Below are 23,739 nucleotides of genomic sequence, written 5' to 3'. Positions count from 1 at the left end.
CTCACGAATTACTGTAGTTTTTTACGTAAATAACCAGTTACAGCATCGATTAAAAATACTGTAATAATGATTCCAAACAAGATAATCCCGACTTTATCCCAGGCTCTTGCCTGAATCGCAAAAATCATTGGCGCACCAATTCCACCGGCTCCAACTAACCCAAGTGTTGCAGCACTGCGAACGGCTATTTCAAAGTGGTTCAACGCTAATGACAAAAAGGTTGGAATCAATTGAGGCAAGCGCGCATAAAACATTGTCTGCCAAAAATTAGCCCCCACAGCAGTCATTGATTCTACTGGCGCCTCATCCATCGCTTCGATTTCTTCGGTATATAATTTACCTAACATTCCGATCTGATGAACGCCGATTGCCAAGACCCCAGCAAACGGGCCAGGACCAACCATCTTCACAAAAATAATAGCATAAACAAGTTCTGGAAAAGCTCTTAAGACATTACAAATGAACTTACCGATTTTTGAAACGATCGTATTTGATTTCCATAGGTTGTGGGCACTGATAAACGTTAGAGGTAATGCTAATACTGTCGCAATAACGGTTCCTAAAAAAGCGATCCCGATCGTTAACAATAACAAACTTAGTAAATCTTCACCGCTTCCATCATAAATGTATCCCCAATCAGGTTGGAATAATCCTGAAAATACGGATTTAACCATATCAAAAGACATATTTCCAGCTTCAGAATAATCAATCCCCGCTGCCGAATAAAAAATGATTGCTAAAACAATAATGATCGGCAAATAGCTTTTTAACTTTCGATTCATGCGCATCATACCAACCTCTTTCTGATCATTTCACTGATCCAATCGATTGTGATCACCACAACTAAAATAGATAAAATAATGATCGACACTCGGTCATAGCGCATCAAGCTCAATGACGAATTTAAAATCACACCGATTCCACCAGCACCAACATAACCTAGAATCGTTGATGCACGAATGTTGACTTCAAATGCATACAAAGAATAGCTGGCAATTTGGTGCGATATTTGCGGTGCAATTGACCAAAAAGCAATCTGAGTCTTTGTTGCACCAACTGATTCAGCTGCTTCGATTGGTCCATGATCGATTGTTTCGATAGCTTCGTAAACTAATTGTGAAACCATCCCAAATGTGAAAACAGCAATCGTTAAGACCCCCGTGAATTCACCGATCCCAAACATTGCTACAAACAGTGCCGCCAGCAATAGGTTAGGAATTGTCCGAACGATACTCATAAAAAAACGAATGATTGTTGTTATAAAAAAGTTTCTGGTTACAACTGTTGTCGCTAGAAATGCAAACGGCACAGCACATATTACGCCAAGCGTGGTTCCAACTACAGACATTTTGATTGTTTTCAACATCGGCTCAATGATTTTAGGAATATACCCCCAATCAGGACTAAGAAAACGTTGTAAAAAAATGCCCATCTGATCTAAGTTATTAAAAACATCTGCCATTTCGGCGCCAGTCACACGTGCACTTGAATACACACATAAAAGGAGCAATACTACGATAAATAAATGCTTATATAAATCACGGTGAATCGTATCTTTTACCTTCATTACGCAACACCTTCAGTTTGTTTCAAAATATCCGCACCATAAATACTCGTCAAGACTTCATCAGTCGCTTCTGCTACAGTCCCATCAAAAACAACTTCTCCATCACGTAAACCAATGATTCGACTAGAAAATTCACGGGCTAAATCGACAGAGTGAAGATTGATCACTACTGTGTGATTCAACTCCTGATTGATTTTCTTTAAGTCTTTCATGATTTTTTGTGTCGTGATTGGATCTAATGACGCTACCGGTTCATCTGCTAAAATAATCGATGCTTGTTGAACCAACGTTCTTGCGATCGACACACGCTGTTGTTGCCCACCACTTAACTCATCACTTCTTGAATGAAGCTTATCTGCTAGGCCAACACGACCTAACGCGTCATTGACTAATGCATAGTCCTCTTTTGAGAAAATCCCAAAGATACTTTTCAGCGTGGAATAATAGCCTAGTCGACCTGAAATAATATTTTTTTGAACAGAACTTTTTTTTACTAAATTAAAATGTTGAAAAATCATGCCGATATTTCTACGAATTCTGCGTAAATCTCTTTTATTGGCTTTCGTGATCGAAGCACCATCGATGTTAATATTGCCTTCAGTGATTTCATTTAACCGATTGATCGAGCGTAACAATGTACTTTTACCCGCGCCACTTAATCCAATCACTGACACAAACTCACCGTCGTTGATGGTTAAATTAATATTTTTAAGTCCTTTGACCCCATTATTGTAGGTTTTTGTTACATTTTCAAACTGAATCATGATTTCTCCTTTTTAATAAAAAAATAGAAAAGGCTGAGACAAAACTAATTCCTAGTTTTGTTTCAGGCTCTAAATCCGAATAAACGGCGAGAAAAAAGCAGCTCCTTTTTAATTATCAAAGCTAAAGGCTTTTGTCTCGTCCTCGTTAGGTCACTCATTCATGTCGCAACGCTTTATTCTGCTGCTTTTTCTGTATATTCTTCGACTGTATCGTAATTTTTATCGTCCGCTTCTACATAGCCTTTGTGTCCCCACATTGCCATCGCTTCTGCGCCTTCTGAATCTTTGGGCATTGCCAAGAAAACCTCTTTGACTTTTGCTTGTAGGTCTTTATCCATCTTAGGTTGAACGGCGATTGCATCATTTGGAATATCACCATCTGTTAGATATAAGACTTTTAACTCTTTAAACAAGTCATCTTTTTCAAATTTTGAGGCAAACACATTACGTGCTCCTTCAAAAACAAAACAAGCGTCTTGCTGGCCATTCAAAACAGCGGTAATTTCACTTGGAATATCATTAACCGTTGTCAGTGTGACATCCTTCGTTGGATCGATCCCTAATTCTTTCATTTCAACAACTGGATAAATATAGCCGCTGGCTGAATTGGGACTTAAGCTCGCGATTTTTTTGCCTTTTAAGTCTTTCAAAGAATCGATTCCGCTATCTGCTCGTACAAGCACTTCACCTTTGAAGGTGCTAGATAATTTATCCGCTTCTGGTTTCCCAGTTTCACGGTTGAACGCGCCTAGTTCAGAAGATAGAATCGCTGTGGCAGCTTTTTGATTACGTGCTTGAACGTATGCTGATGGCGGCATGATCCCGATATCTACTTTGCCTGATGCCATAGCCTCAACGATTGTTGAATAATCTGTTGCTAACGTAACATTGACGTCACGTCCTAATTTTTCTGACAAATAGTTTGCGAAAGGTTTCGCTTTTGCTTCCATTGAGCCATCGTTGTTGGTTGGTACAAATTGTAATTCTAATGGCTTCGTATCATCCGCAGCTTTTTTATCGCCACCTGACCCACATCCTGTAAGTAACCCCACACTCAAACCAATAACAGATAGCAACCCTAACAATTTCGTTCTCTTTTTCACTCTTTCCATCCCTTCGCATGTCGATATTCCTAAAGTTGAAATTACTCTCCTACTTTAGCTATATCCATTGTATTTTAGTGGTGTAAATTTATCATAATAATGGCGTAAATGTTGTGTAAATTTTCTGAAATCCGCTTCATTATTATTTATGTAAATCAATCGTGCAATTGCCTGTTACTATTCAGTAAATTCTACTGTTTTTATCCTTAAAAATGAACGTAACAAACTAAATTTAGTATAGCATAAATCTCCTTTTTTTCTAGACTAGTTTTCATTTCTCTCTTATTTTATGGTCTGATCTATTTTTATTTTAAAGTAGAAAAAACCTTTATTACAAAGGTTTTTGAGTGTTTCGTACTATTTGTTGTTCTTCAATAACACTAAACTCTTGTTATCCTTTCATTCTTTGAATGTAGTCAAAAAAAGGGGGGCTATTACTCATAGAGTCTTGACCCAACCTCCTTTGATACAGAATAGACGATTGCTTATTTTTCCGGATACATTTGATCCGCTAATTTTTCAATTCCATCTAATGATTGGTAGCCATAACCAAACATATAATTATAATCCATCGCATAAACTTTTTTGTTTTTTATGGCTTTCATACTTGAAAGTTTTGGATTTTTCAAGACTTCATTGATCATTTTATCGCCAGAAATCCCTTCTTTCAACGTGCTCCAATCTGCTACAATCAAAACATCAGGATCTGTTTCAATCAATTTTTCTATACTGACTTCACCTTTTTCATCTCTGAAAACATTGTCTAGTTTCACCATTTTGAAAATGTCATTGAAAAACGTTTCATTATTTGCAGGATAAACATATAATTCAGCTGGATCTGTTGTATGAAGATAAGCAAACGTTTGGTCTTCTTTGATTTTCGTAAGTTTTTTCTCGACATTGGCTTGACGCTCTTTCAACTCTGCCTTGAATGTGTCTGCTTTATCCGTTACATTGAATACTTTGCCTAAATTATCGATATCATCATAAACAGAATTAAACGTGCCACCCGTTACAGAAGAATTCAATACGAAGGTTTTGATTCCCATTTCATTTAGCGTATCAACGGTACCGACACCCCAGTCTTGGTTATCAAACAGCCCCCCGCGTCCATAGATCAAATCTGGATCAACACTTAGCGCCATTTCTTTGCCAATATAATCGGTAGATAAATGATTCAATTCATTAAACTCTTTTTCGACTGCTTTATCAGGTTCGCCAAATACTGCACCGACACCAACAATTTTATCTTTTAAGCCTAAATGCAGTAATAACTCTGCTGCAGGTTGTGTATTCGCTAGAACTTTTTCTGGTGCTTTATCAAAAGTTTGTTCTTTCTTTTTCCAACTTTCCGCACCTTCTGCTTTCGTAAAATTTTGAACCGTTACAGGATACCCTTCACTTTGTTTTGTTTCAGCAGACTTTTGCTCTTTTTGACCGCAACCTGTTAAAATCGTTACCCCTATTAAACTAACAATAAGTGCTTTTTTCATTTTTTTCGCTTCCTCTACATATAAATTTAAACCTTGGGACTAGTCTAATGAATAAGAAAATCCTAAACCCCGGGTCACTGGATTTTGATAAATCGTGCATTTAACACCGTAAATCTCTTCAATCAAATTCGCGGTAAATAAGTCCGCAGGTTTGCCTTCCGCAATGATTTTCCCTGCCTTCATTGCATAAATATAATCACAATAATGAGCTGCGAGTTCTAAATCATGGAGTGCGGCTAAAACTCCGATTCCAAGATTTTTTACACAACTCAATATTTCAAGCTGATAGCGAATGTCCAAATGATTCGTCGGTTCATCTAAAATCATATAACTAGGCTGTTGTGCAATCGTCCGAGCTAAAATCACCCTTTGTTTTTCACCACCAGATAGTGACAAGAAGCTTCGCTCAGAATAGCTAGTTAAATTGGTCTTAGCTAACGCATCCATCACAATCTCATTATCTTCTTGTGTATCTGATTCTAATAACTTCTTGTGCGGCGTTCGCCCCAATAAAACCATTTGAAAAACACTTAAATCAAAATTTAATTCATTAAACTGATTCACTACACCTAATTTTTGAGCCACTTTCTTTTCAGAAACCGCTAAAAGATCCAACTCATCTAAAAATACACGGCCAGCTTGCGGTTTGATTCCTTTATATATCCCTTTTAACATCGTTGATTTGCCACAACCATTCGCTCCGATAATCCCCACAAATTGTTTTTTTTGTGTTTGAAAAGAGATACTTTTAACGATCGATTCTTGTCCGATCAAGATTTCTAAGTCGTTTACAGTTAATTCCATTGTTAGCCTCCGAAATTGTAGCCTTTTTTGACAATAATGTAGATAAATAACGGTGCACCGATCACGGATGTAATAATACCGATTGGCAGTTCTACACTTGGAATAATGACTCTTGAAAGCAAATCAGCCCAAATCATAAAGAGAGAACCTGACAAAGCGACAATCGGTAGCAACCGTTTATGATCTGACCCGATAAACCCACGGACGATATGCGGAATGATCAATCCTACAAAACCAATCATGCCAGAATACGCCACAATCACTCCTGTCAAAAGAGCAGACAATAGTAAATACAATTGACGATATTTGCTCAAAGGAACCCCCAAAGTAACCGCCGCTTCATCACCTAACAACATCACATTCAAGATACGATGTTGAAATAAAAAGAAACCCGTGATCACAACAACCATGATCGACAAAACGCTCAACTTATTCCAGCTTGCAGAAGCTAAACTCCCCATTGCCCAAAATGTTACAGTCTTCATGCCTTCCGCATTATTCGCAAGATAAACAATGAAGCTTGCTATTGAACTACAAAGAGCACCAATCACCGAACCGGATAGAACCAATTTAACCGAAGTCATGCGACCACCGATTCCCGACAAAATAAGCACACCAAATGCCGCAGCCATCGCACCAACAAATGCTCCAAAAGCTAACCCAAATTGAGAAAAAATACTTCCAGTACCAAATCCGACCAAAATCGCAAAAGTTGCACCCAGTGAAGCGCCCGAGGAAATGCCTAAGATATAAGGATCCGCTAACGGATTTTGAACAACAGCCTGCATCACAGCTCCAGTAATAGCCAACCCCATGCCCACAAAAACGGCTAAAATCACTCTTGGTGTCCGAACAAACCAAATAATATTGACCGCTGAATTACTCGCGATTCCATCAAGCGATCCAAATCTACCACCTGATATTTTGGTTAACAGAATTTGAAATACATCTTCCATAGAAATATTCGCTTGCCCATTGATCAACGAGTAAACAATTGAAAAGAAAATAAGTGCGATCAATACTAACAACATCAACGAAAAAAATTGCTGATTTTTCGTCTTGTTTCTTCTATCACTTGCCTTGATTACTTGCAAAAAAATACGCCTCCTGTGTATCAGAACTACTCATTGCCTTCACTCATTTCCGCTATTTTATCAGACAGTTGAGCTGTCCATTGATCTACCGATTTTCTCCGGCTTGTCGGGATTTTCATCGTTTCATCTATTGCACTGATATCAAGCAACCCGATAATTTGTCGCTCTGCTGTCACGCCAACAGCCTGTTTGAACTTCTCATCAAAAATAACTGGAATCGTCCGCCAAGTCACGCCGATTTGTTTTGACCAAGCAGCCAATTGAAAATTTTGAATAAACGCTGAAACAGCCCCTACTGCTTCCAAGTTCATTTTTTCACTTTCATGTGTAGGCGCTGTGACAATCAAGGTCAAAGGAACCGCTAGAAAATAATCACGTGTTCTTTTTTTGGCTGTTGCTAGATTTTGCTGATCATAGTGTGCCCATGTATTCAATCGATCATAGCTTTCCATGATTTTTTCAACAAATAGCTGACGATCTTGCGCAACATTGACGATAATGACTTCCCACGGTTCTTCTTTCGAATGATAAGGGGCATAACTTGAACTTGTTAATAGTTCATCTATAACTTCCATAGAGATTGCTTGATTGGATAATGTCCGAATCGTCCGGCGCTCTCTAATGGCTTGCTCAATTGAATCAATGTCCATCATTTTTCTCCTATTCTTTTATCCTTTATCTGTAGTATCATTTTAGAATAAACCATCGTAATAACTGACAATGAAAATCATTCTCAATTAGGAATTAAGAGTACCATTTCATTATTTTATTTGCAAGTCTCTTTTCTATTTTTAGATTAAAAAAATGAGGCTTAAACACAACTCTACGAGTCATATCTAAGCCTCAAGGAATCCGAATAAACGCTTGGAGCAGAAGTAATTACTTCACTTTGCTTCGGAAATAATCCCTTCTGTCCCAACCTTAACTTTTGTTGCATCCTTTTACAGTCCATAAAAATAGAATCTGTTCCCTTTTTAGTCGTCTAATTTTTTCTCCAAAACATCTCCTGTTTGAGCGTTGATTTTTACAGTCATCTCTTTATTTCCAGTTTGTACTTTTACTTCCCAATAAGTAACGGATAGGTCTCGTTCTAACGACCACTCGATTGCTGTTCCTTCTCCGACACTGTCTTGCGCAATTTTTGAGACATCTTCTAAAGATTTGATGTTCTTCAAATCTAAGGATTCATTCGTCTTTTCGACACCATTTTGTTCATCTTCATCTAATGTTTCTTCACGATCTTTTTTAAGATCGCCCGTTTCTGCATTGATTTTAACTTCATATTCCTTAAAATCATCTACACCTTTGATTTCATAATAATAGACACCAAATGAAGGATCTAACTCCAAAGAGGTGATTGATGTATTTGGGTATGCCTCATTATAAGCTTTGATTGCATCCTCTACACTTACATTTATCTGTATTTGTTTTTTCGTAGCGCTGTTTGACGTGCTACTAGAATTTTGCGTTGTTGATTGGCTCACTTCTGTACTCACTTTACTTTGTTGGTTTGTCTCTAACGACTTATCTGTCTTTGTACAGCCCGCTAGAGCAAAACTTAAACATAGTGTACCTACTACTATCATCTTTTTATTCATTTTATCCATCCCTTTCAATTTTCCATTTCTGATTTGCTTTACATTATTATTTTAGCAGGTAAATCCTATTAAAAAATAAATCAACATGAAAGTTAAATGAAGAAATCTTCATTTTACAAGCGTCACGACAAAACGAGTTCCTTTAGGCAATACATCTGTCACAGCGATGGCCCCTTGATATTTTTCAACAAGCTCCTTCACAATCGATAAGCCAATTCCTGTACCAAAAATCTCACTGGAGCGGGATTGATCCACTCGGTAAAAACGTTCAAATATTTTTGCTTTCTCCTCATCAGGAATTCCCATACCGGAATCTTCAACAATGAAGCGAATCGTAGCCTCATCAGAAAATAGTTCAACAGTGATTGTCCCAGCAGCATCTGTATATTTCATAGCGTTTTCCAGTAAGTTCCGTGCAATCTGATAAAAATGTTCTGCTTGCCCTTCAACAAAAATTCCTGATTCAATGTTAAGGATGACCTCTTGTGACATCATGACTTTCAGTTCATCGACTGTTTGTTGAATCATCAAAGATAAATCCACCGATTCTGTATCAACTTGTGTATCTAAACGGCCTAACAAAAGTAATTTCTCTACAAGTAATTCTAGTCGTTTTGATTCTTTATCCACATAATCAAGCGAGATTGGGATCACTTCTGGATGTGACACGCCACGGCGTTTGATCAAATTAACATGTCCGCGAATTGCAGCGATCGGTGTTCTTAGTTCGTGAGAGGCATCTGTGACGAATTGTTGCTCTCTTTTCAAATATATTCTTTGCTTCACTAGTAACTGATTGAACGACTTTGAGATATTTTGAACTTCCTGCGGTGTTTTTGGTATCGTTAGCTGTTGTTTAGAATCCGAGATATTCAGTTGATTGATTTCCTCATCCATGATCACCAATGAACCACTTAATTTTTTAGAAAAACGATGTGTTACCAGCGATCCAAAGACAATTACAGCCAACGTGATAAAAATCGTTAACGAAAAAATACGCCCAATCAATTCAAATTGGTCTTCCATATCTATTAAAATCGTTACTTTTGCCCCTTCCTTTTTAAAACTTTCATAGTAGTAAGGCTCGATTTCACTTGTCCATAAAATACGGTCAACTAAAATGAATTGTTTCAACTGGGGAAATTCCTGAAATACCTCTTCGGCATCGTCGGAAGAATAAATGACTTCCCCAGAGTTCAACTGAACGTAAATGAGATAAAGAGAACTGTCCTTTGAAGTATTTTTCACTAGAACTTCTTGCCATTCTTTAGCCTCTTTTGCATCACTATTTTTTAAAGAATCTTCCAACAATTCTGCCTGTTTTTCCGTTGATTCGTATAGTTCTGCTACTGTAATGCCCATAATCGCTAGACTTAAAATTAGTACAGCAGAAATAAGTAATCCAATAAAACGAATGGTCAATTGAAATTGTGTTGTATTTTTTCGTTGTTTGAGTGTCGTTTTAATTTTTTTCATTATTCATCCTCAATACATAACCTACTCCTCGAACCGTTTGTATCAATCGGCAAGATGAATCATGGTCCATCTTATTTCTTAGTGAACGTATATAGACATCTACAGTGTTCGTTTGCCCAAAATAATCATATCCCCATACTGCATTCAATAGTTCATCCCGTGAACGTACTTCTTCTGGATGTTTGATTAATTCTGCCAGTAACTCAAACTCTTTTTGAGTCAATTGAATGTCTTCATTATATCGTTTGACTACTCGTTTCGTTATATCTAAGGTTAAATCACCATACTGAAATAGTACAGGTTGTTGCTGAAGTTTCTGGAATTGTTCTTGGCGACGAATAATCACTCTGATTCTAGCCAATAATTCTTCGATATCGAATGGTTTTGTAATATAATCATCTGTCCCAGCATCCAATCCAGTAATTTTATCTGTTACTTGGTCTCTGGCGGTCATCATAATAATCGGGACTTGGCTCGCTCGACGAATCCTTCTAGCAACTGTGATTCCATCATATTTTGGCAACATCCAATCTAATAACAGCATCGTGATTTTTTCTTGATTTTGTTCATATAGCTCTAATGCTTGTTCACCATCCGCTGCGTGTAGTACTTCATATCCTTCAAATCGAAGTTCTTCCGAAATAAAATTAGCTAGACTCGCTTCATCTTCCACTAATAAAATGACTATGTCCTTCATTTTTCCACCCGCCTTTTTGTATAGAGTACCCAGTATTTAAAGCGAGGTCAATCAAATCATGATGAAAATTTTTTCATTTATTAGATTCCGCTAAAAGTTCTACTATGTAAAAAAAAAGAAGCCAAAAATTCAGCCTCTTTTTTGCTAATTAATTTTACGTAATTGGAAATATGCAACAATTTCGCCAATTCCCATAAAAATCAAAATACCACCAAATAATTGGAAAAGTACCAGTAAACTACTAAATGGATTAAACGTTAATACTAATCCAGCAATAATCAAAACTACACTATAAATCAACATCGGCATCCAACTAACATTGACATATGTTCGTAAGTTTACGGATTGAATCGCACGAGTCACGCCAATAATCACGATCATAAGACCTAGGAAAATCGGTAAAATACTTACGATTCCCTTCGCAAAAACAAGCACGATTCCTGCAATCACTAATAAGACGATTCCACCTAGAAAACTCATTCCATAGGTACCGGTTGCTTTTTTGACTTTAACACCATCGTAAAGATTTAATACACCGCTGATTGCAATATAAGCTGATATAAAGTAAACAGCGACTTGGAACACACTCCTAGGATTGATCACAATCAACAATCCAAAAATCATATAAACAATTCCTCGTAATAATGCATATTTCCTTAATTGTTCCATCACGTTATTCATTCATTTCCCTCCACTACCGTTTTACTTGTCTCCATTTATATTGTATAGAATTTTTTTAAATAAGACGAGCAATATGAATCAGTAATTGTTATTTTGGAATCTTAGGTAGTGTCTAGCTCTATACAGAGCTAGACGAGTACAAGGAAATCGATAGCGTAGACTGTACGAGCATTTCAATCCACTAGCTCTATACAGAGCTAGACCGCAATCTGCAAAGCTACATTGATCGATGGCAGATTTCAATCCACTAGCTCTATACAGAGCTAGACTTGTTTTGGAATCCGCAAAAGTCAACTTACCAACAATTTCAATCCACTAGCTCTATACAGAGCTAGACTATACAACAAATAGACTATAAATCACCACTAATTATTTCAATCCACTAGCTCTATACAGAGCTAGACAGTCTTTGCCATCCGCTGACCCACTTGTTAAGAGCATTTCAATCCACTAGCTCTATACAGAGCTAGACATATGATTGCTTCACGTGGGATCGTGCTAACGTCTATTTCAATCCACTAGCTCTATACAGAGCTAGACCTACGGATTCGAAGTGAGCCAAGCCTCGCTCTGCTATTTCAATCCACTAGCTCTATACAGAGCTAGACTTAGATATCAGATTTCTCTATCAAATGACAACAAGTATTTCAATCCACTAGCTCTATACAGAGCTAGACATCTTGTTTTGGCTGAATCGGGACATTCTCAACAGATTTCAATCCACTAGCTCTATACAGAGCTAGACCATCTGACAGCTCGCTATCATCGATGTCAGGCTTGTTATTTCAATCCACTAGCTCTATACAGAGCTAGACGCTGTTCACGTTAATCAAGCCATCCTCTTTGCTGAATTTCAATCCACTAGCTCTATACAGAGCTAGACGAGGAGGGGTTTCATGGATCAAATAATAATATTGGATTTCAATCCACTAGCTCTATACAGAGCTAGACTCATGATTAAACACTAAATTGCTTTCCAAATATTATTTCAATCCACTAGCTCTATACAGAGCTAGACACGGTATTTTGAGATTTAAAAGTGGGTTGCTTTTATTTCAATCCACTAGCTCTATACAGAGCTAGACCCAGATAAAAACGATAGTAATCGATCACGTTGGGCTATTTCAATCCACTAGCTCTATACAGAGCTAGACTTGATGTGATAGCTCACATATTTAGTTTTATGCCAATTTCAATCCACTAGCTCTATACAGAGCTAGACGTTTTGACGAGTTAGCGGGTAAAGTTGCAGTTTTAATTTCAATACACTAGCTCTATACAGAGCTAGACATCCACCAGCAATCAAGGCATTATAAACAGCACTTATTTCAATCCACTAGCTCTATACAGAGCTAGACGTTTATCTGGTGCTGATATTTTTAACGTAATACCATTTCAATCCACTAGCTCTATACAGAGCTAGACTCAAAATAATTGTCAGAAGAAACCGTCAAAGTTATTTCAATCCACTAGCTCTATACAGAGCTAGACATGCTGTTGACAAAGCAGAAAGATTAGTTTCAGCAATTTCAATCCACTAGCTCTATACAGAGCTAGACATGGCAATTGATTAATAGCTAGGATATAACGACATAATTTCAATCCACTAGCTCTATACAGAGCTAGACCTGCACTGCATGGATAGCGTCGTATACATCTGCTATTTCAATCCACTAGCTCTATACAGAGCTAGACTCAGGTTTCTTTTGAACCTCTGTAACGATTGCAATTTCAATCCACTAGCTCTATACAGAGCTAGACCTTCGTGGTTGAGCAGTCCCTTGACGTTCTCAAGATTTCAATCCACTAGCTCTATACAGAGCTAGACAGATTTTCTAAAAGAAGCTAAACCAGCCACCACCATTTCAATCCACTAGCTCTATACAGAGCTAGACTGCAATGCGGTATCAATTCGGGGATATTTTGGAGATTTCAATCCACTAGCTCTATACAGAGCTAGACTAGCTCTCCTTCATACTTCACTATGTCTCGGTCACATTTCAATCCACTAGCTCTATACAGAGCTAGACAGCAAGCCATACAACTTTCCACTTCTAAACCGAGATTTCAATCCACTAGCTCTATACAGAGCTAGACTTTATCTGCTTCTTTATCTTCTAACTTAAAGCCATATTTCAATCCACTAGCTCTATACAGAGCTAGACATTTAGGTAAACCGTGGATTCCTAAAACAGGTGGTATTTCAATCCACTAGCTCTATACAGAGCTAGACGATATATATAATAATGCTCTTCCAGATAATTGGACATTTCAATCCACTAGCTCTATACAGAGCTAGACAATGTGTTAATCTTTTATCGTTTAGTTGGTTAGTTATTTCAATCCACTAGCTCTATACAGAGCTAGACAGCCATATTATTTTCACCTCCTTATGTTTCACGTATTTCAATCCACTAGCTCTATACAGAGCTAGACAGCCATATTATTTTCACCTCCTTATGTTTCACGTATTTCAATCCACTAGCTCTATACAGAGCTAGACCTAAAAATGTGGATTTATATGTGGATGGTTCACCAATTTCAATCCACTAGCTCTATACAGAGCTAGACTGCTTTAAAAATAAGATTTTACCCTTTAAACGGAATTTCAATCCACTAGCTCTATACAGAGCTAGACTACGAAAAAGCAGAGACGGCAAGAGGTTGAGGTATTTCAATCCACTAGCTCTATACAGAGCTAGACAAGCCAATCAAAACAAAATGTTGTTAACGGAAATATTTCAATCCACTAGCTCTATACAGAGCTAGACATGTTGGGAGCCGGACATTATAGATAAGGAGTTTAATTTCAATCCACTAGCTCTATACAGAGCTAGACTCGTTTTAGACTAAACCTCTTTGTTTTTCACAAAATTTCAATCCACTAGCTCTATACAGAGCTAGACATGGATGAACTCTGCAGCAATTGATAAGTCTTTATTTCAATCCACTAGCTCTATACAGAGCTAGACGTTCAAGCACTAATGTATTTGCACTAGTACGACCAAATTTCAATCCACTAGCTCTATACAGAGCTAGACATGATATTGGTAAATAAATTGGTGCTTTACTCATCTATTTCAATCCACTAGCTCTATACAGAGCTAGACGTTCAGTTATCTCTGGTGTAATACCTTTCATAATATATTTCAATCCACTAGCTCTATACAGAGCTAGACGACAATCATGATAAACAAAACTTTAACTCGTGGTATTTCAATCCACTAGCTCTATACAGAGCTAGACACCGTACTCTGATTTTGTCGGTACTCCAGGAGATATTTCAATCCACTAGCTCTATACAGAGCTAGACTATAAATTTTGTGTTAAAACCCATTGTTTACATTATTTCAATCCACTAGCTCTATACAGAGCTAGACGTATTAATGTATCAGAGACACGAACCGTCACTATATTTCAATCCACTAGCTCTATACAGAGCTAGACCGTGAAAACAGCAAAAATATATGACATATTCTTACTTTCTCACAAAAAAATACTTTGAAAATTAAATTCACATGAGAAAAAAGCTTTTTATTGATCAAAAATGACGAAATTATGGTGCGGATCCCCCAGTGATTTCATGAGCACTTGGGGTTCGCACCAATTTTACTTAAAATATCAAAGGAGCTTCTACATCAAAGCTTTCTTTTGCACCAATATGCTCTATTTTATTTTGATAATTATTCCCTAATCTATAAATACGTAAACTATCTAATTCTTCATCAATTAAATCAATCAACTCTTTTTTTAAGCGAGTTAACTCCGTTGCATCAACAACACACTCAAAAACAGAATTCTGAACACGCTGTCCATAATCTTGGCACTTTTTTGCTACCTTTCTCAAACGGCGAGTTCCATTCTTCGAGCTTGTCGCGACATCATAAGTGATCAACACTAACATACTTTTCACCTACTTCCATAAGAACGGTGGATAACCATCTAAATCATCTCTTAAAAAGCGACTTAATAACAATGCCTGAGCGTAAGGAACTAATCCCCAATTGATTTTCTCACCTAAAAATGGATGCTGAATTTGTTCTTGTTTCTTCTCTTGCCATTTTTGAAAAAAGATACGCCTACCATCATCCGTCAAAATGACTGCACCACTTTCTTTTTTGACAAAATGCTTTTCGGTCACCATTTTCTTATTAATCAACGTTAAAACAAAACGATCCGCATAAATGCCTCGCAACTCTTCCATCAAATCTAGTGCTAAAGAAGCTCTCCCCGGTCGATCTTGATGCATAAAGCCAACATAAGGATCCAGTCCAACCGTTTCTAATGCAGCAGCACATTCTTGCGCTAACAAAGTATAAGCTAAGGAAAGCATGGCATTTACATTATCCAAAGGTGGTCGGCGGTTTCTACCATAAAAACCGAAATCACTTTTTTGCTGTAAAATCATTTGATCAAACAATAGAAAATAACGATTTGCTGCTTGTCCTTCGATTCCTCTTAACGATTCTAAATCGCCAACTTGGCGGATAGCTTCAATGTATTTTTTTAATTCTCCGGAAATTTGTTTAAACCGTTCGACATCAATTCTCATCGGATTTTCTCTCGTCATCCGTTCCAACATCCAACGTTGATTGTACAATTTACCAATAATAAAATGACGAGCAATTGCCAAACTTTCTGTTTCACTATCCGATAGACGATATTGCTTTTTCCGCAATGTGACATTACCAGTTGTGCCGCCAGTCACTCGACTGCCAAACTTACCAGAAGTCGTTAAAAAGGTTATGCCTATATTTTTTTCAGCGCATTTACGCATCAACGCTGGACTAGCACCTAAATAACCAGAAGTGACAATCGCTTCTATATTATGAAGTGGAACTCTATTTTTCTGTTCATCAATTTTGACCACAATATTCTCACCGTCTAAAGCTAAATAGGCATCTCGGGTTGTTACAAATAAGGTATTCAACAGTTTTTTCACTCGCATAACCTCCGATCTAAGTAACCTTTAACGGTTTGAACATTCATTAATTTAGGTAAACAGATATTTTGTAGGGAACATTTTTTGCAAAAGTTTCCAGTTTTTACCTTTGGTGTATAGCGTCTGGTCCAGTACTGATGCATTTCTGCTACATTTTTTTGTAATTCTTCTCGTAAAGCAGGTGTAATTTCGATTTCTTCTCGGCGTTTCGTTTCATGATAATATAAATATCCTTTAGGTACTTCACAGACTAACATTTCTTCTAAGCAAACGGCTTGAGCTGTTAATTGTAATATATCACTAAGCTCTTGTTTGGGTTTACCATGCTTGTATTCAACTGGTACAGGTAAATAAGTTCCCGTTTCTCCGTTTAATGTTACACCGTTTGGATCTTGCACAAATTCCACCACATCACAGATTCCAGTAATTCCTAAAGTTGGTGAATGGATCGGCAATGCGCGAACAATCAAACGATCTTTGCGCTTTTCACGAATTGTTGGTTGATCGGCTTTTTCATGTAAATACTGACCTTCCAACGTCAGCACATTTTCTTGCCATTGCTGTTCAATATGAATCAATGCCCACTGACGACGGCAAAAGAGGAAATGTTGAATCCCTGAGATCATCAAATAATCTTGTTCATCGTACATGTCACAAACCTTCGATAACCGTTAACTCGATTCCTTCTAGTGGTTCCACGGTGACTGTATAATCGTCAAATGATTTTGCACGATCAACTTCAGGAATTTTTTCGATTTTTACTGAGCGATGGACTTTCGCGGATGATGCTTTGCCCATTTTGCTTGGGTGTTCCCACCAGTAAACCTTTTCGACTGCCATACTGCCATCTGGACGAGCGGATGATGCATCGTTTTCGAAAAGAGTGGTTAGGGCTTCTTTGATTTTTTCTGCATCTGCCTCGGTAAAACCTGTTTTTTCTGCTAGTTGGACGTTGATGCTGCCGTTGAAGACATAGACGCCAAAATCTACGAAATGTTTGGTTCCCATGGTGTCTGAGCCTTTTTTATCACCAGTAACAGAATTCACACTTTTTGTAATTTGCATCGTGTTGATGTCAATTGGATCTATACTGACAGCTGTTTGTATCGAAACCGGTCCACGAACACCAACAGACAAATCAGAGCCTTTAAAAGCAAATACTTGTCCAAAACTTCTAGTATCCATAAATGTTTTACAAGCGACTTCTGCGTAACGATCTGCATCTTTTTTCTTGTCTTTAATGATTGCTTCTAGTTCTTCGACTGCATCTGCTCGGTCTTTCAAACTTTTAAATCCATCATCTGCACGGTCATCAGACTGAACAAAAATATGTTCACCTAAGTCTTGCAGTCGATTACGAATTTTACGTTTGATTGCGACATCTGATATTTCACCAAAACCATCAAAATTTTGTCGTGGGCGATTCCCGTTTAATGGATCACCGTTTGGGTTGGCATTTGTTACTGAAACAATTACTTTAAAATCAATTTTATTTTCTAGTGTACTCATTGTTTATTCCTCCGTTTTATCTTTTTTATTTTCTAGTTCGTATTTTTGACTATAGTACCCTAATAGATACTTACCATTTAGATGTTCATCATTATACTGACTTATCTCAAATTTATTTCCTATTTCTTTCAATATATCTTGAAATTTTTTACCATTTCCCCACAATCTAGATTGATAAGGGATTAAATTTTGTTGAATAATTTTCCAAGTAGTTTCTGGATGCATACTAAAAGCGTTCATATAGCGAATTGCATTTGTTTGTCTACTTCCCAACTTCCCATTTGCTGCTAAGGCATCTTCCTCTAATTTATCTGCTACAGCTAACATTCTGCCAAATAAATAACTTCTCTCTGTCTCATTTTTATCTAACGCCACATTTCTTTCCTCCTTTTTGAAATTAAAGTGTTTATTCATTACCGCACACGCAATGCTCAACGTTTTTTGCCATTCCCAATTTTCTATACCAACTGGATTGGATGCCCGTTTTAATAAACTTTGAACAATATTTTTAGGAATCATTCGACCATCTATAACGCAAGGAAATAATTGTTCCACAGTGTTTTTAACTAAGGTTTCATTCCCTCTTGCACCATAAACTGCTTCTGCAATATCTCTTAGCGCAGGTGCGCCCCAAAACGTATACCGCTGCTTATTCTTACTACCATAAGTATGCCGCCAAAAACACGTTTGATGCCACTGCTCAAAGCGTTTAAAATAGTCCACATGTTGAATTGAACGATAATATAAAATCCCCATTCGCCCAGGTGTTGCTGCATCTAAAATCATGATATAAATAGGTGCATCACGAGTTAAATCCTTTTGATACCCTCTCATTGCTTGCTGAAATAATTCTGCAAACTGTTGTGCTGTTGTTTCTGCAGTAACAACCTCGGTTTCTTCTGGAAATAAATTTGCAAATACATCCATACTCGATTCTTCTGGTGATGGAACAGCCAATTGCGTTTTACCCCAAACCAAAAATACACGCCCGTCTAAAATAAATCCTTGCTTACCAATCAACCATTTCAGCGCATTATGTGCTTTTTGTGAAGCCTCATAACTAATCATTGCTACTTGGTTTTTATCTGAAAATCTACCTCTAAATGTAAAATTTTGTAGATCATTTCCTGAAATAATTTTGGCCATGTCTCCGCCGTAGCGAACTTTTGATGGATGATTTTCAGTAATTGGCAATTGTTGCCCCGTCACATAATCTAACCCCGCTTCTGGAAGATTCTGACTATAGTACTGAACATAAGATTCAATCACAGATAAATCTTGCCACACTTCATCGGTTATTATTTCTGCATCATACACAGAAAAACGAACAAATGTTGAAAATTGATCGCCAGCAAGAACTGAAAAAATCTCTGGTTTTTCTCCAAATTCAGCTTCCAATTCTTTTTTCCATTTTGGAATGAGTTGGTGATCTTTAGCAAGTAATACTCGTTCTTCAACCAGATCGCTGATTAATGTTCCTTTTTCTAAATAGGTGAAAATCGCTTGTACTTTTGGATGGGCTTCTGGAGACTGACACCACTCCCTAAGGTTTCCCATGTATGTTTCATACGAATTATTCCCTTTTTTGTAAATACCACCATAAGATTCAAAATCACCAGCTACATACTGCAAGCCATCATGTATCCCGTGCGGTGTCGGTTTACTTGTTCGTCCTGCGGATTCAATCGTTACCGGAATCACAGTTGGCGCATCTTCTTTAGGAATTACTTTCGCTTCATAAAATTCTCCTTGAGGTGTTACTCGAACTTCAATTTGGGCATTTTGATAAGCATGAGCAACTGGTAAAAGAACGATTTCTTTTCCCCATGATGTTCTAATCGGTTTTCCAACTAAGTCTTGATTTGCTTCGTAAGTTTGATATAGGTCATACAGCCAACTCATTCCTCCCCCTCCAATACTTCAGTTAATTGATCGACAGATTCGATTTCATTAAAAGTGAAAGGTTTCATCTGCATGCTTTTTAATGGTCTAATCAGTTCACATGTTTCAGGACGTAGAAAATGAATCACACCATTCTCCATAATCGGTTGCCATAACCGAACTGCTAATTCATCTTTTCCAGTTTCATCTGGATAGGATAATCCATGAACCATCGTTCCAAAATGAAGTTCCCCATAATGATCGTAAAAGCCTTCTGACTCACCGAAATCTACAGGTTCTACGTAGCCTTGGCATTCTCTAGTACCTAGGAAAATATCTCTTCGGCCTCCCGCTTTGATTGCTCGTTTTAAAATTTGAAAATGCTTATGTTCATTCCAATCTTGTTTTAAATCTGGTCGATATTGATTAAATTCAAAATGCACCTTCACTTCATAACACGGCTGTTTTAAATACGTGTAATAGGCTAAATCACTGGCGCTACTATCATTGTATTTCATAGGACGAATGCCTTTTGATTCCATTTGAATAGGATTAACAATCCGAACTTCGTCAACATAATACGTAATACTCGGCTTCCAATAAATCGACTCTGTGATTCCTTTTAATGCCTGATATGTGGGTACTTGATAGGTCATTTTTTCCCCACCCATTTTTGTGACAGGATCAGTGAATAACGCATACTCACCATAAACTTTGAAACTTACCTGATTTCTCACTGCTTTTCCTCCATTCATTAAAAAATAAGTTCGTCACTTGCTGCTAAAGCTGTTGGATCAGTTCCAAATTCATTTGAATATGAATTTTCGGTCAAAGCAAAAATATTCCCATTATACAGAGGAAAAATAGCACCGTTTTTGTTCAATTCTGTTATTTCATAGTCAAATAAATTCACCATGTATTGTTGTGCTTCTTTTATTAACGGTACAACCTCATTCGGGGATAATTCGCCATTCAAATCTTCGATGATTCTTGCTCCTTGGGCATTGTCTTTTTTATAAGGGACAAGAACGGATGTCGTAAAATCTTCGATTACTTCAAAATGATGACCTATTGTTTGAGGACTACTACCTAATACTAATCCCAATTTTTTCCGATGCTTGTCAAGATATTGTTGAGAAGCATTTTTTTGGTTCCCAAGCAAGGGAAATAGCGTTAACGAACTTTTTTTGACGGGATACACAAGCTCATTTTCAATCTTTTCATGATTATAATAACGTTCAAAATAGCTAGTTTGTGCTTTAGCGGAAAGTAATTCTCCGTCATATAATCTTGGTTGCTCATTATTATCTTTTATCATTCGTTCTGTCACTTCTTTTCCCACCGAAATTTCTTTTAAACGGGAGAGTTTTTCAAGTTCTGATGAAACATTGACGAGATAAACTGCTTGTTTTCCAGCTTCTCCATTTCGATTACAACGACCTGCCGCTTGCGCCATTGAATCTAATCCTGCTGTAGAACGAATCACTGACTCAAAACTGATATCTACCCCTGCTTCAATCAGTTGTGTTGTGATGCATACTATTTTTTGATCTTTTTTAGTATTTTTAAGTTGCTTTCTTAATTCTTTTAGAATATCTTTTCGATGAACTGGACACATCGCTGTACTTAAATGAAAGATTTTTACATTACTAAGTGAGCGTTCTTTTAATTCTTGATACATTTTCAGAACAGCTGATTTTGTATTTAATATCATTAACAAACTATTTTTTTCTTCCAAAATTTCCTGACTAAAATCAGCTAACTCGTTTAATGACCACGCGCCATTTTTCAGTTTTCCTACAAGATCTACACGCTTAAATGACTTTTCTATCTCCGATAAGTTCTGAATCATCTCACCATCTTTTTCAAGTTCTTTGGGTAATTTATCTAATGAAGGTTGTGTTGCGGTACACAAAACACTGGTTGTTTGTCCGTGATTTTTTAAATAGTTCAAAGATTCCGTAAACATATGAGTACATTTGATTGGAACGCCTTGTGCTTCATCAAAAATAATCACTGCATTTTGTAAATTATGAAATCGTCTTGGATTTCTAGTCCCACGACTATAAATAACGTTAAGAAACTGTACCATTGTTGTAAAAATGATTGGTGAATCCCAATTGTCTTTCATTAATTCCTGCGTTTGTTCTAATAACTCTGATTCATCTTCTTGATCTACTCTTTCTTCTGTAAATACATTGGAATGATGTTCTAGGATATGCTGATCATCCTCTAGGATATTCCGCACGACTTGAGCATTCTGTTCAATAATTGTAGTGAACGGGACAACAAAAATAATTCGATCTTTGCTATGTTGAAGAGCATGTTTTAAAGCAAAACGTAAACTTGCTAACGTTTTACCTCCTCCAGTCGGGATCGACAGACTATAGATTCCCGTTGGTTGTTCAGCGAAATGCTTACATGTTTCAGACATTTCTGTTCGTAACTGATTGATAGCTGTTTTCGATGCGGATTTCTCCAATTCTTCAATATGCTCTTCTAAATGTTGCTGATAGTTTTTCAGTAAAGTGTGCGTATCTACTTCTACACTTTCTTCTTCTCGATGTGCTTCAAACAACATGGTGTTGGTTCGATCTGCATCAAGTAAACAGCTATAGACAAATTTTAGTAGAAAAAAGTAAGCGTGTTCCGTTTTTATGTTTTGATGAAATTGTTCGATTTCTTTACTCGCTACTCGTAAATCGCGCTGAAATTCAGCTTCTGATTTTACCTCTTTAAAAAATCGTTCTTTCATTAAATCATACTCTGGAATTGTTTTTTCTACTACTCGTTCTAAATAAACAGAGCGCATATCGTCTGGTTTATAAAAATCTTGTAGCCCATTACTACTATGATGGGAGATAATCGCATCGCCAATAATTTCAGCGAGGAATAATTGAAATGGATTCACTTCTTCTTGATGTAAATACTCAAACAGTAACTTACCGCCAGCTGTTGAATGATCCACACTACCTCGATTAACACTGTTTGGGTCTTTTACAGCTTGTCTTAAATAATATTGAAATTCGTCAGAGTACTTGCCGAAATCATGAAGAAGACCAGCTAAATAGCAAGTCTTTTCTAAATTGAATTTTTTCCCCCAGTGACCACTTAGTTTTGCGCTATTTTTTAAATGATTTTTTAATAATTGCTCTTCTCCATCCAATTCCCTAATATGTGCTATAAACATACCAAAACTCCTTAATTGTCGTCTAAATGTCTTAAATGTATTATATCATTCCAGAAAAAAATAGCGATATTTTTTTCAATATCACTCCTTGGTTTTTCTAGCGATAATCTGCCAAACAAAAATGCCAATAATTAAAATCACTAGGACATATCCTTCTATATACATTGTGGCAACTCCTTTTAATTCTTCTTTTATGTATTTTGTTCTTTGTAAGAAAAATCCACTGTTCTATATCATTTTATCCTTTAAGAAAGAAATAGTAAATAATAAATTAATATATACCGACTAAAAGAATTTTTTACACAAAATTTTATGCTATAATATTCTGTAAACACTGATTAATTAATGTCGTAATCTATAGTAAATTTTAGAATGCGTGGATTGAAATTTTTAAGTATTATGTCTTTGTACGTAACTACAAGGAATAGCCTAGGATAACTACTATCCAGGCTTTTTTTGATTTATTTTTGTTAAATAACAGTATGAAAAAATGACTCAGATATTTTATGTCTCTTCTAAATAAAAAACAATAAGCCATTGAGCTCATCTCTTTTATGCGATACATATCTACATCACAAAAGAAAAAGCGAGCATTTTAGCTTAATAAACAAAAAATAATCGACCACTCTAAAAAAAGTTTTGTTATTTTTCCTTATATATAAGGAACCTAATTTCCCTGTTATTTAATCCCTTCCCTCAAAAAAATTCATTGTGAACAAGCCACTCTTTCTGTATAATAAAACGCATAGGATAGAAATAACTAACATTAAAAATAAATAAATTGGCTCTTCGTGGTCTGGCGCCAACCAAACCAGAAGCCTTGTTTAAACAGCAATCCCTGTAAAACAATTTTGCCAATAGCGTAAGAATCCATCTATTTTTGTTGAACACTGTTATAGTGACGACACATTTTATAGTTTCTTTATCTTGCCTATTTGTA

The 23,739-nt window shown here is 36.7% G+C and carries 19 protein-coding genes and 1 CRISPR repeat array; all 19 genes read right to left on the bottom strand.

The window, feature by feature from the left end; all coding sequences use genetic code 11:
* Positions 1-8: 8 nt before the first annotated feature.
* Entirely contained in the window at positions 9-791 is a 783-nt protein-coding gene (gene phnE, locus IGJ34_RS02390; protein WP_430598033.1) for a phosphonate ABC transporter, permease protein PhnE, read from the bottom strand.
* Positions 788-1,567, bottom strand: a complete 780-nt coding sequence (phnE, locus tag IGJ34_RS02385; protein WP_206834176.1) for a phosphonate ABC transporter, permease protein PhnE — start codon at positions 1,565-1,567, stop codon at positions 788-790. The genes phnE (IGJ34_RS02390) and phnE (IGJ34_RS02385) overlap by 4 nt, the downstream gene beginning before the upstream one ends.
* Positions 1,567-2,331 carry a phosphonate ABC transporter ATP-binding protein gene (gene phnC / locus IGJ34_RS02380; RefSeq protein ID WP_430598032.1) on the bottom strand — a complete coding sequence of 255 codons (765 nt, stop codon included), beginning with the start codon at positions 2,329-2,331 and terminating at the stop codon, positions 1,567-1,569. The genes phnE (IGJ34_RS02385) and phnC overlap by 1 nt, the downstream gene beginning before the upstream one ends.
* A gap of 173 nt (positions 2,332-2,504) precedes the next feature.
* Positions 2,505-3,443 (bottom strand): phosphate/phosphite/phosphonate ABC transporter substrate-binding protein, encoded by a 939-nt coding sequence (locus IGJ34_RS02375; protein WP_430598031.1) that lies wholly within the window; start codon positions 3,441-3,443, stop codon positions 2,505-2,507.
* A gap of 476 nt (positions 3,444-3,919) precedes the next feature.
* Positions 3,920-4,927: an ABC transporter substrate-binding protein gene (locus IGJ34_RS02370; RefSeq protein WP_430598030.1), complete on the bottom strand. Its 1,008-nt coding sequence runs from the start codon at positions 4,925-4,927 to the stop codon at positions 3,920-3,922.
* 39 nt (positions 4,928-4,966) lie between these two features.
* Positions 4,967-5,731 (bottom strand): ABC transporter ATP-binding protein, encoded by a 765-nt coding sequence (locus IGJ34_RS02365; RefSeq protein WP_069653923.1) that lies wholly within the window; start codon positions 5,729-5,731, stop codon positions 4,967-4,969.
* Positions 5,732-5,733: 2 nt separating this feature from the next.
* Entirely contained in the window at positions 5,734-6,825 is a 1,092-nt protein-coding gene (locus IGJ34_RS02360) for a FecCD family ABC transporter permease (RefSeq protein WP_430598029.1), read from the bottom strand.
* A 26-nt stretch (positions 6,826-6,851) separates the two neighbouring features.
* Positions 6,852-7,475 (bottom strand): nitroreductase family protein, encoded by a 624-nt coding sequence (locus tag IGJ34_RS02355; protein ID WP_430598028.1) that lies wholly within the window; start codon positions 7,473-7,475, stop codon positions 6,852-6,854.
* 324 nt (positions 7,476-7,799) lie between these two features.
* Positions 7,800-8,423 carry a PepSY domain-containing protein gene (locus IGJ34_RS02350; protein ID WP_069653926.1) on the bottom strand — a complete coding sequence of 208 codons (624 nt, stop codon included), beginning with the start codon at positions 8,421-8,423 and terminating at the stop codon, positions 7,800-7,802.
* Between the two features lie 108 nt (positions 8,424-8,531).
* Entirely contained in the window at positions 8,532-9,899 is a 1,368-nt protein-coding gene (locus IGJ34_RS02345) for a sensor histidine kinase (RefSeq protein ID WP_069653927.1), read from the bottom strand.
* The gene (locus IGJ34_RS02340; RefSeq protein WP_069653928.1) at positions 9,886-10,596 is read right to left on the bottom strand and encodes a response regulator transcription factor; all 711 of its coding nucleotides are present in this window, start codon (positions 10,594-10,596) and stop codon (positions 9,886-9,888) included. The genes IGJ34_RS02345 and IGJ34_RS02340 overlap by 14 nt, the downstream gene beginning before the upstream one ends.
* Before the next feature lie 144 nt (positions 10,597-10,740).
* The gene (locus IGJ34_RS02335) at positions 10,741-11,277 is read right to left on the bottom strand and encodes an HdeD family acid-resistance protein (protein ID WP_069653989.1); all 537 of its coding nucleotides are present in this window, start codon (positions 11,275-11,277) and stop codon (positions 10,741-10,743) included.
* A gap of 170 nt (positions 11,278-11,447) precedes the next feature.
* Positions 11,448-14,724: direct repeats of the CRISPR family, unit length 33 nt; unit sequence ATTTCAATCCACTAGCTCTATACAGAGCTAGAC.
* Between the two features lie 166 nt (positions 14,725-14,890).
* Positions 14,891-15,181: a CRISPR-associated endonuclease Cas2 gene (cas2, locus tag IGJ34_RS02330; protein ID WP_206834183.1), complete on the bottom strand. Its 291-nt coding sequence runs from the start codon at positions 15,179-15,181 to the stop codon at positions 14,891-14,893.
* 9 nt (positions 15,182-15,190) lie between these two features.
* The gene (gene cas1c, locus IGJ34_RS02325) at positions 15,191-16,219 is read right to left on the bottom strand and encodes a type I-C CRISPR-associated endonuclease Cas1c (RefSeq protein ID WP_430598027.1); all 1,029 of its coding nucleotides are present in this window, start codon (positions 16,217-16,219) and stop codon (positions 15,191-15,193) included.
* Entirely contained in the window at positions 16,216-16,869 is a 654-nt protein-coding gene (gene cas4, locus IGJ34_RS02320; RefSeq protein ID WP_430598026.1) for a CRISPR-associated protein Cas4, read from the bottom strand. The genes cas1c and cas4 overlap by 4 nt, the downstream gene beginning before the upstream one ends.
* Before the next feature lies 1 nt (position 16,870).
* Positions 16,871-17,728 (bottom strand): type I-C CRISPR-associated protein Cas7/Csd2, encoded by an 858-nt coding sequence (gene cas7c / locus IGJ34_RS02315; RefSeq protein ID WP_430598025.1) that lies wholly within the window; start codon positions 17,726-17,728, stop codon positions 16,871-16,873.
* A gap of 3 nt (positions 17,729-17,731) precedes the next feature.
* Positions 17,732-19,630, bottom strand: a complete 1,899-nt coding sequence (gene cas8c, locus IGJ34_RS02310) for a type I-C CRISPR-associated protein Cas8c/Csd1 (protein WP_430598024.1) — start codon at positions 19,628-19,630, stop codon at positions 17,732-17,734.
* On the bottom strand, positions 19,627-20,346 hold the full coding sequence (cas5c, locus tag IGJ34_RS02305; protein WP_207120875.1) for a type I-C CRISPR-associated protein Cas5c: 720 nt from the start codon (positions 20,344-20,346) through the stop codon (positions 19,627-19,629). The genes cas8c and cas5c overlap by 4 nt, the downstream gene beginning before the upstream one ends.
* 17 nt (positions 20,347-20,363) lie before the next feature.
* Positions 20,364-22,799, bottom strand: a complete 2,436-nt coding sequence (cas3, locus tag IGJ34_RS02300; protein WP_430598023.1) for a CRISPR-associated helicase Cas3' — start codon at positions 22,797-22,799, stop codon at positions 20,364-20,366.
* Positions 22,800-23,739 lie beyond the last annotated feature (940 nt).

This window comes from Enterococcus sp. AZ177, assembly GCF_050544585.1.
In the GTDB taxonomy this organism is placed as follows: Bacteria; Bacillota; Bacilli; order Lactobacillales; family Enterococcaceae; genus Enterococcus_L; species Enterococcus_L plantarum.
Note: the sequence above shows the minus strand (reverse complement) of the source record. Positions and strands in the feature narration are given on the sequence as shown.

What these genes read in the sequence shown, in the direction of transcription:
- cas8c (WP_430598024.1), bottom strand. Translation starts at nt 19,630, where the DNA reads ATGAGTTGGCTGTATGACCTATATCAAACTTACGAAGCAAATCAAGAC.
- cas2 (WP_206834183.1), bottom strand. Translation starts at nt 15,181, where the DNA reads ATGTTAGTGTTGATCACTTATGATGTCGCGACAAGCTCGAAGAATGGA.
- phnE (WP_430598033.1), bottom strand. Translation starts at nt 791, where the DNA reads ATGATGCGCATGAATCGAAAGTTAAAAAGCTATTTGCCGATCATTATT.
- IGJ34_RS02350 (WP_069653926.1), bottom strand. Translation starts at nt 8,423, where the DNA reads ATGAATAAAAAGATGATAGTAGTAGGTACACTATGTTTAAGTTTTGCT.
- IGJ34_RS02335 (WP_069653989.1), bottom strand. Translation starts at nt 11,277, where the DNA reads ATGAATAACGTGATGGAACAATTAAGGAAATATGCATTATTACGAGGA.
- cas3 (WP_430598023.1), bottom strand. Translation starts at nt 22,799, where the DNA reads ATGTTTATAGCACATATTAGGGAATTGGATGGAGAAGAGCAATTATTA.
- IGJ34_RS02370 (WP_430598030.1), bottom strand. Translation starts at nt 4,927, where the DNA reads ATGAAAAAAGCACTTATTGTTAGTTTAATAGGGGTAACGATTTTAACA.
- phnC (WP_430598032.1), bottom strand. Translation starts at nt 2,331, where the DNA reads ATGATTCAGTTTGAAAATGTAACAAAAACCTACAATAATGGGGTCAAA.
- IGJ34_RS02375 (WP_430598031.1), bottom strand. Translation starts at nt 3,443, where the DNA reads ATGGAAAGAGTGAAAAAGAGAACGAAATTGTTAGGGTTGCTATCTGTT.
- IGJ34_RS02355 (WP_430598028.1), bottom strand. Translation starts at nt 7,475, where the DNA reads ATGGACATTGATTCAATTGAGCAAGCCATTAGAGAGCGCCGGACGATT.
- cas7c (WP_430598025.1), bottom strand. Translation starts at nt 17,728, where the DNA reads ATGAGTACACTAGAAAATAAAATTGATTTTAAAGTAATTGTTTCAGTA.
- IGJ34_RS02365 (WP_069653923.1), bottom strand. Translation starts at nt 5,731, where the DNA reads ATGGAATTAACTGTAAACGACTTAGAAATCTTGATCGGACAAGAATCG.
- IGJ34_RS02345 (WP_069653927.1), bottom strand. Translation starts at nt 9,899, where the DNA reads ATGAAAAAAATTAAAACGACACTCAAACAACGAAAAAATACAACACAA.
- cas4 (WP_430598026.1), bottom strand. Translation starts at nt 16,869, where the DNA reads ATGTACGATGAACAAGATTATTTGATGATCTCAGGGATTCAACATTTC.
- phnE (WP_206834176.1), bottom strand. Translation starts at nt 1,567, where the DNA reads ATGAAGGTAAAAGATACGATTCACCGTGATTTATATAAGCATTTATTT.
- IGJ34_RS02340 (WP_069653928.1), bottom strand. Translation starts at nt 10,596, where the DNA reads ATGAAGGACATAGTCATTTTATTAGTGGAAGATGAAGCGAGTCTAGCT.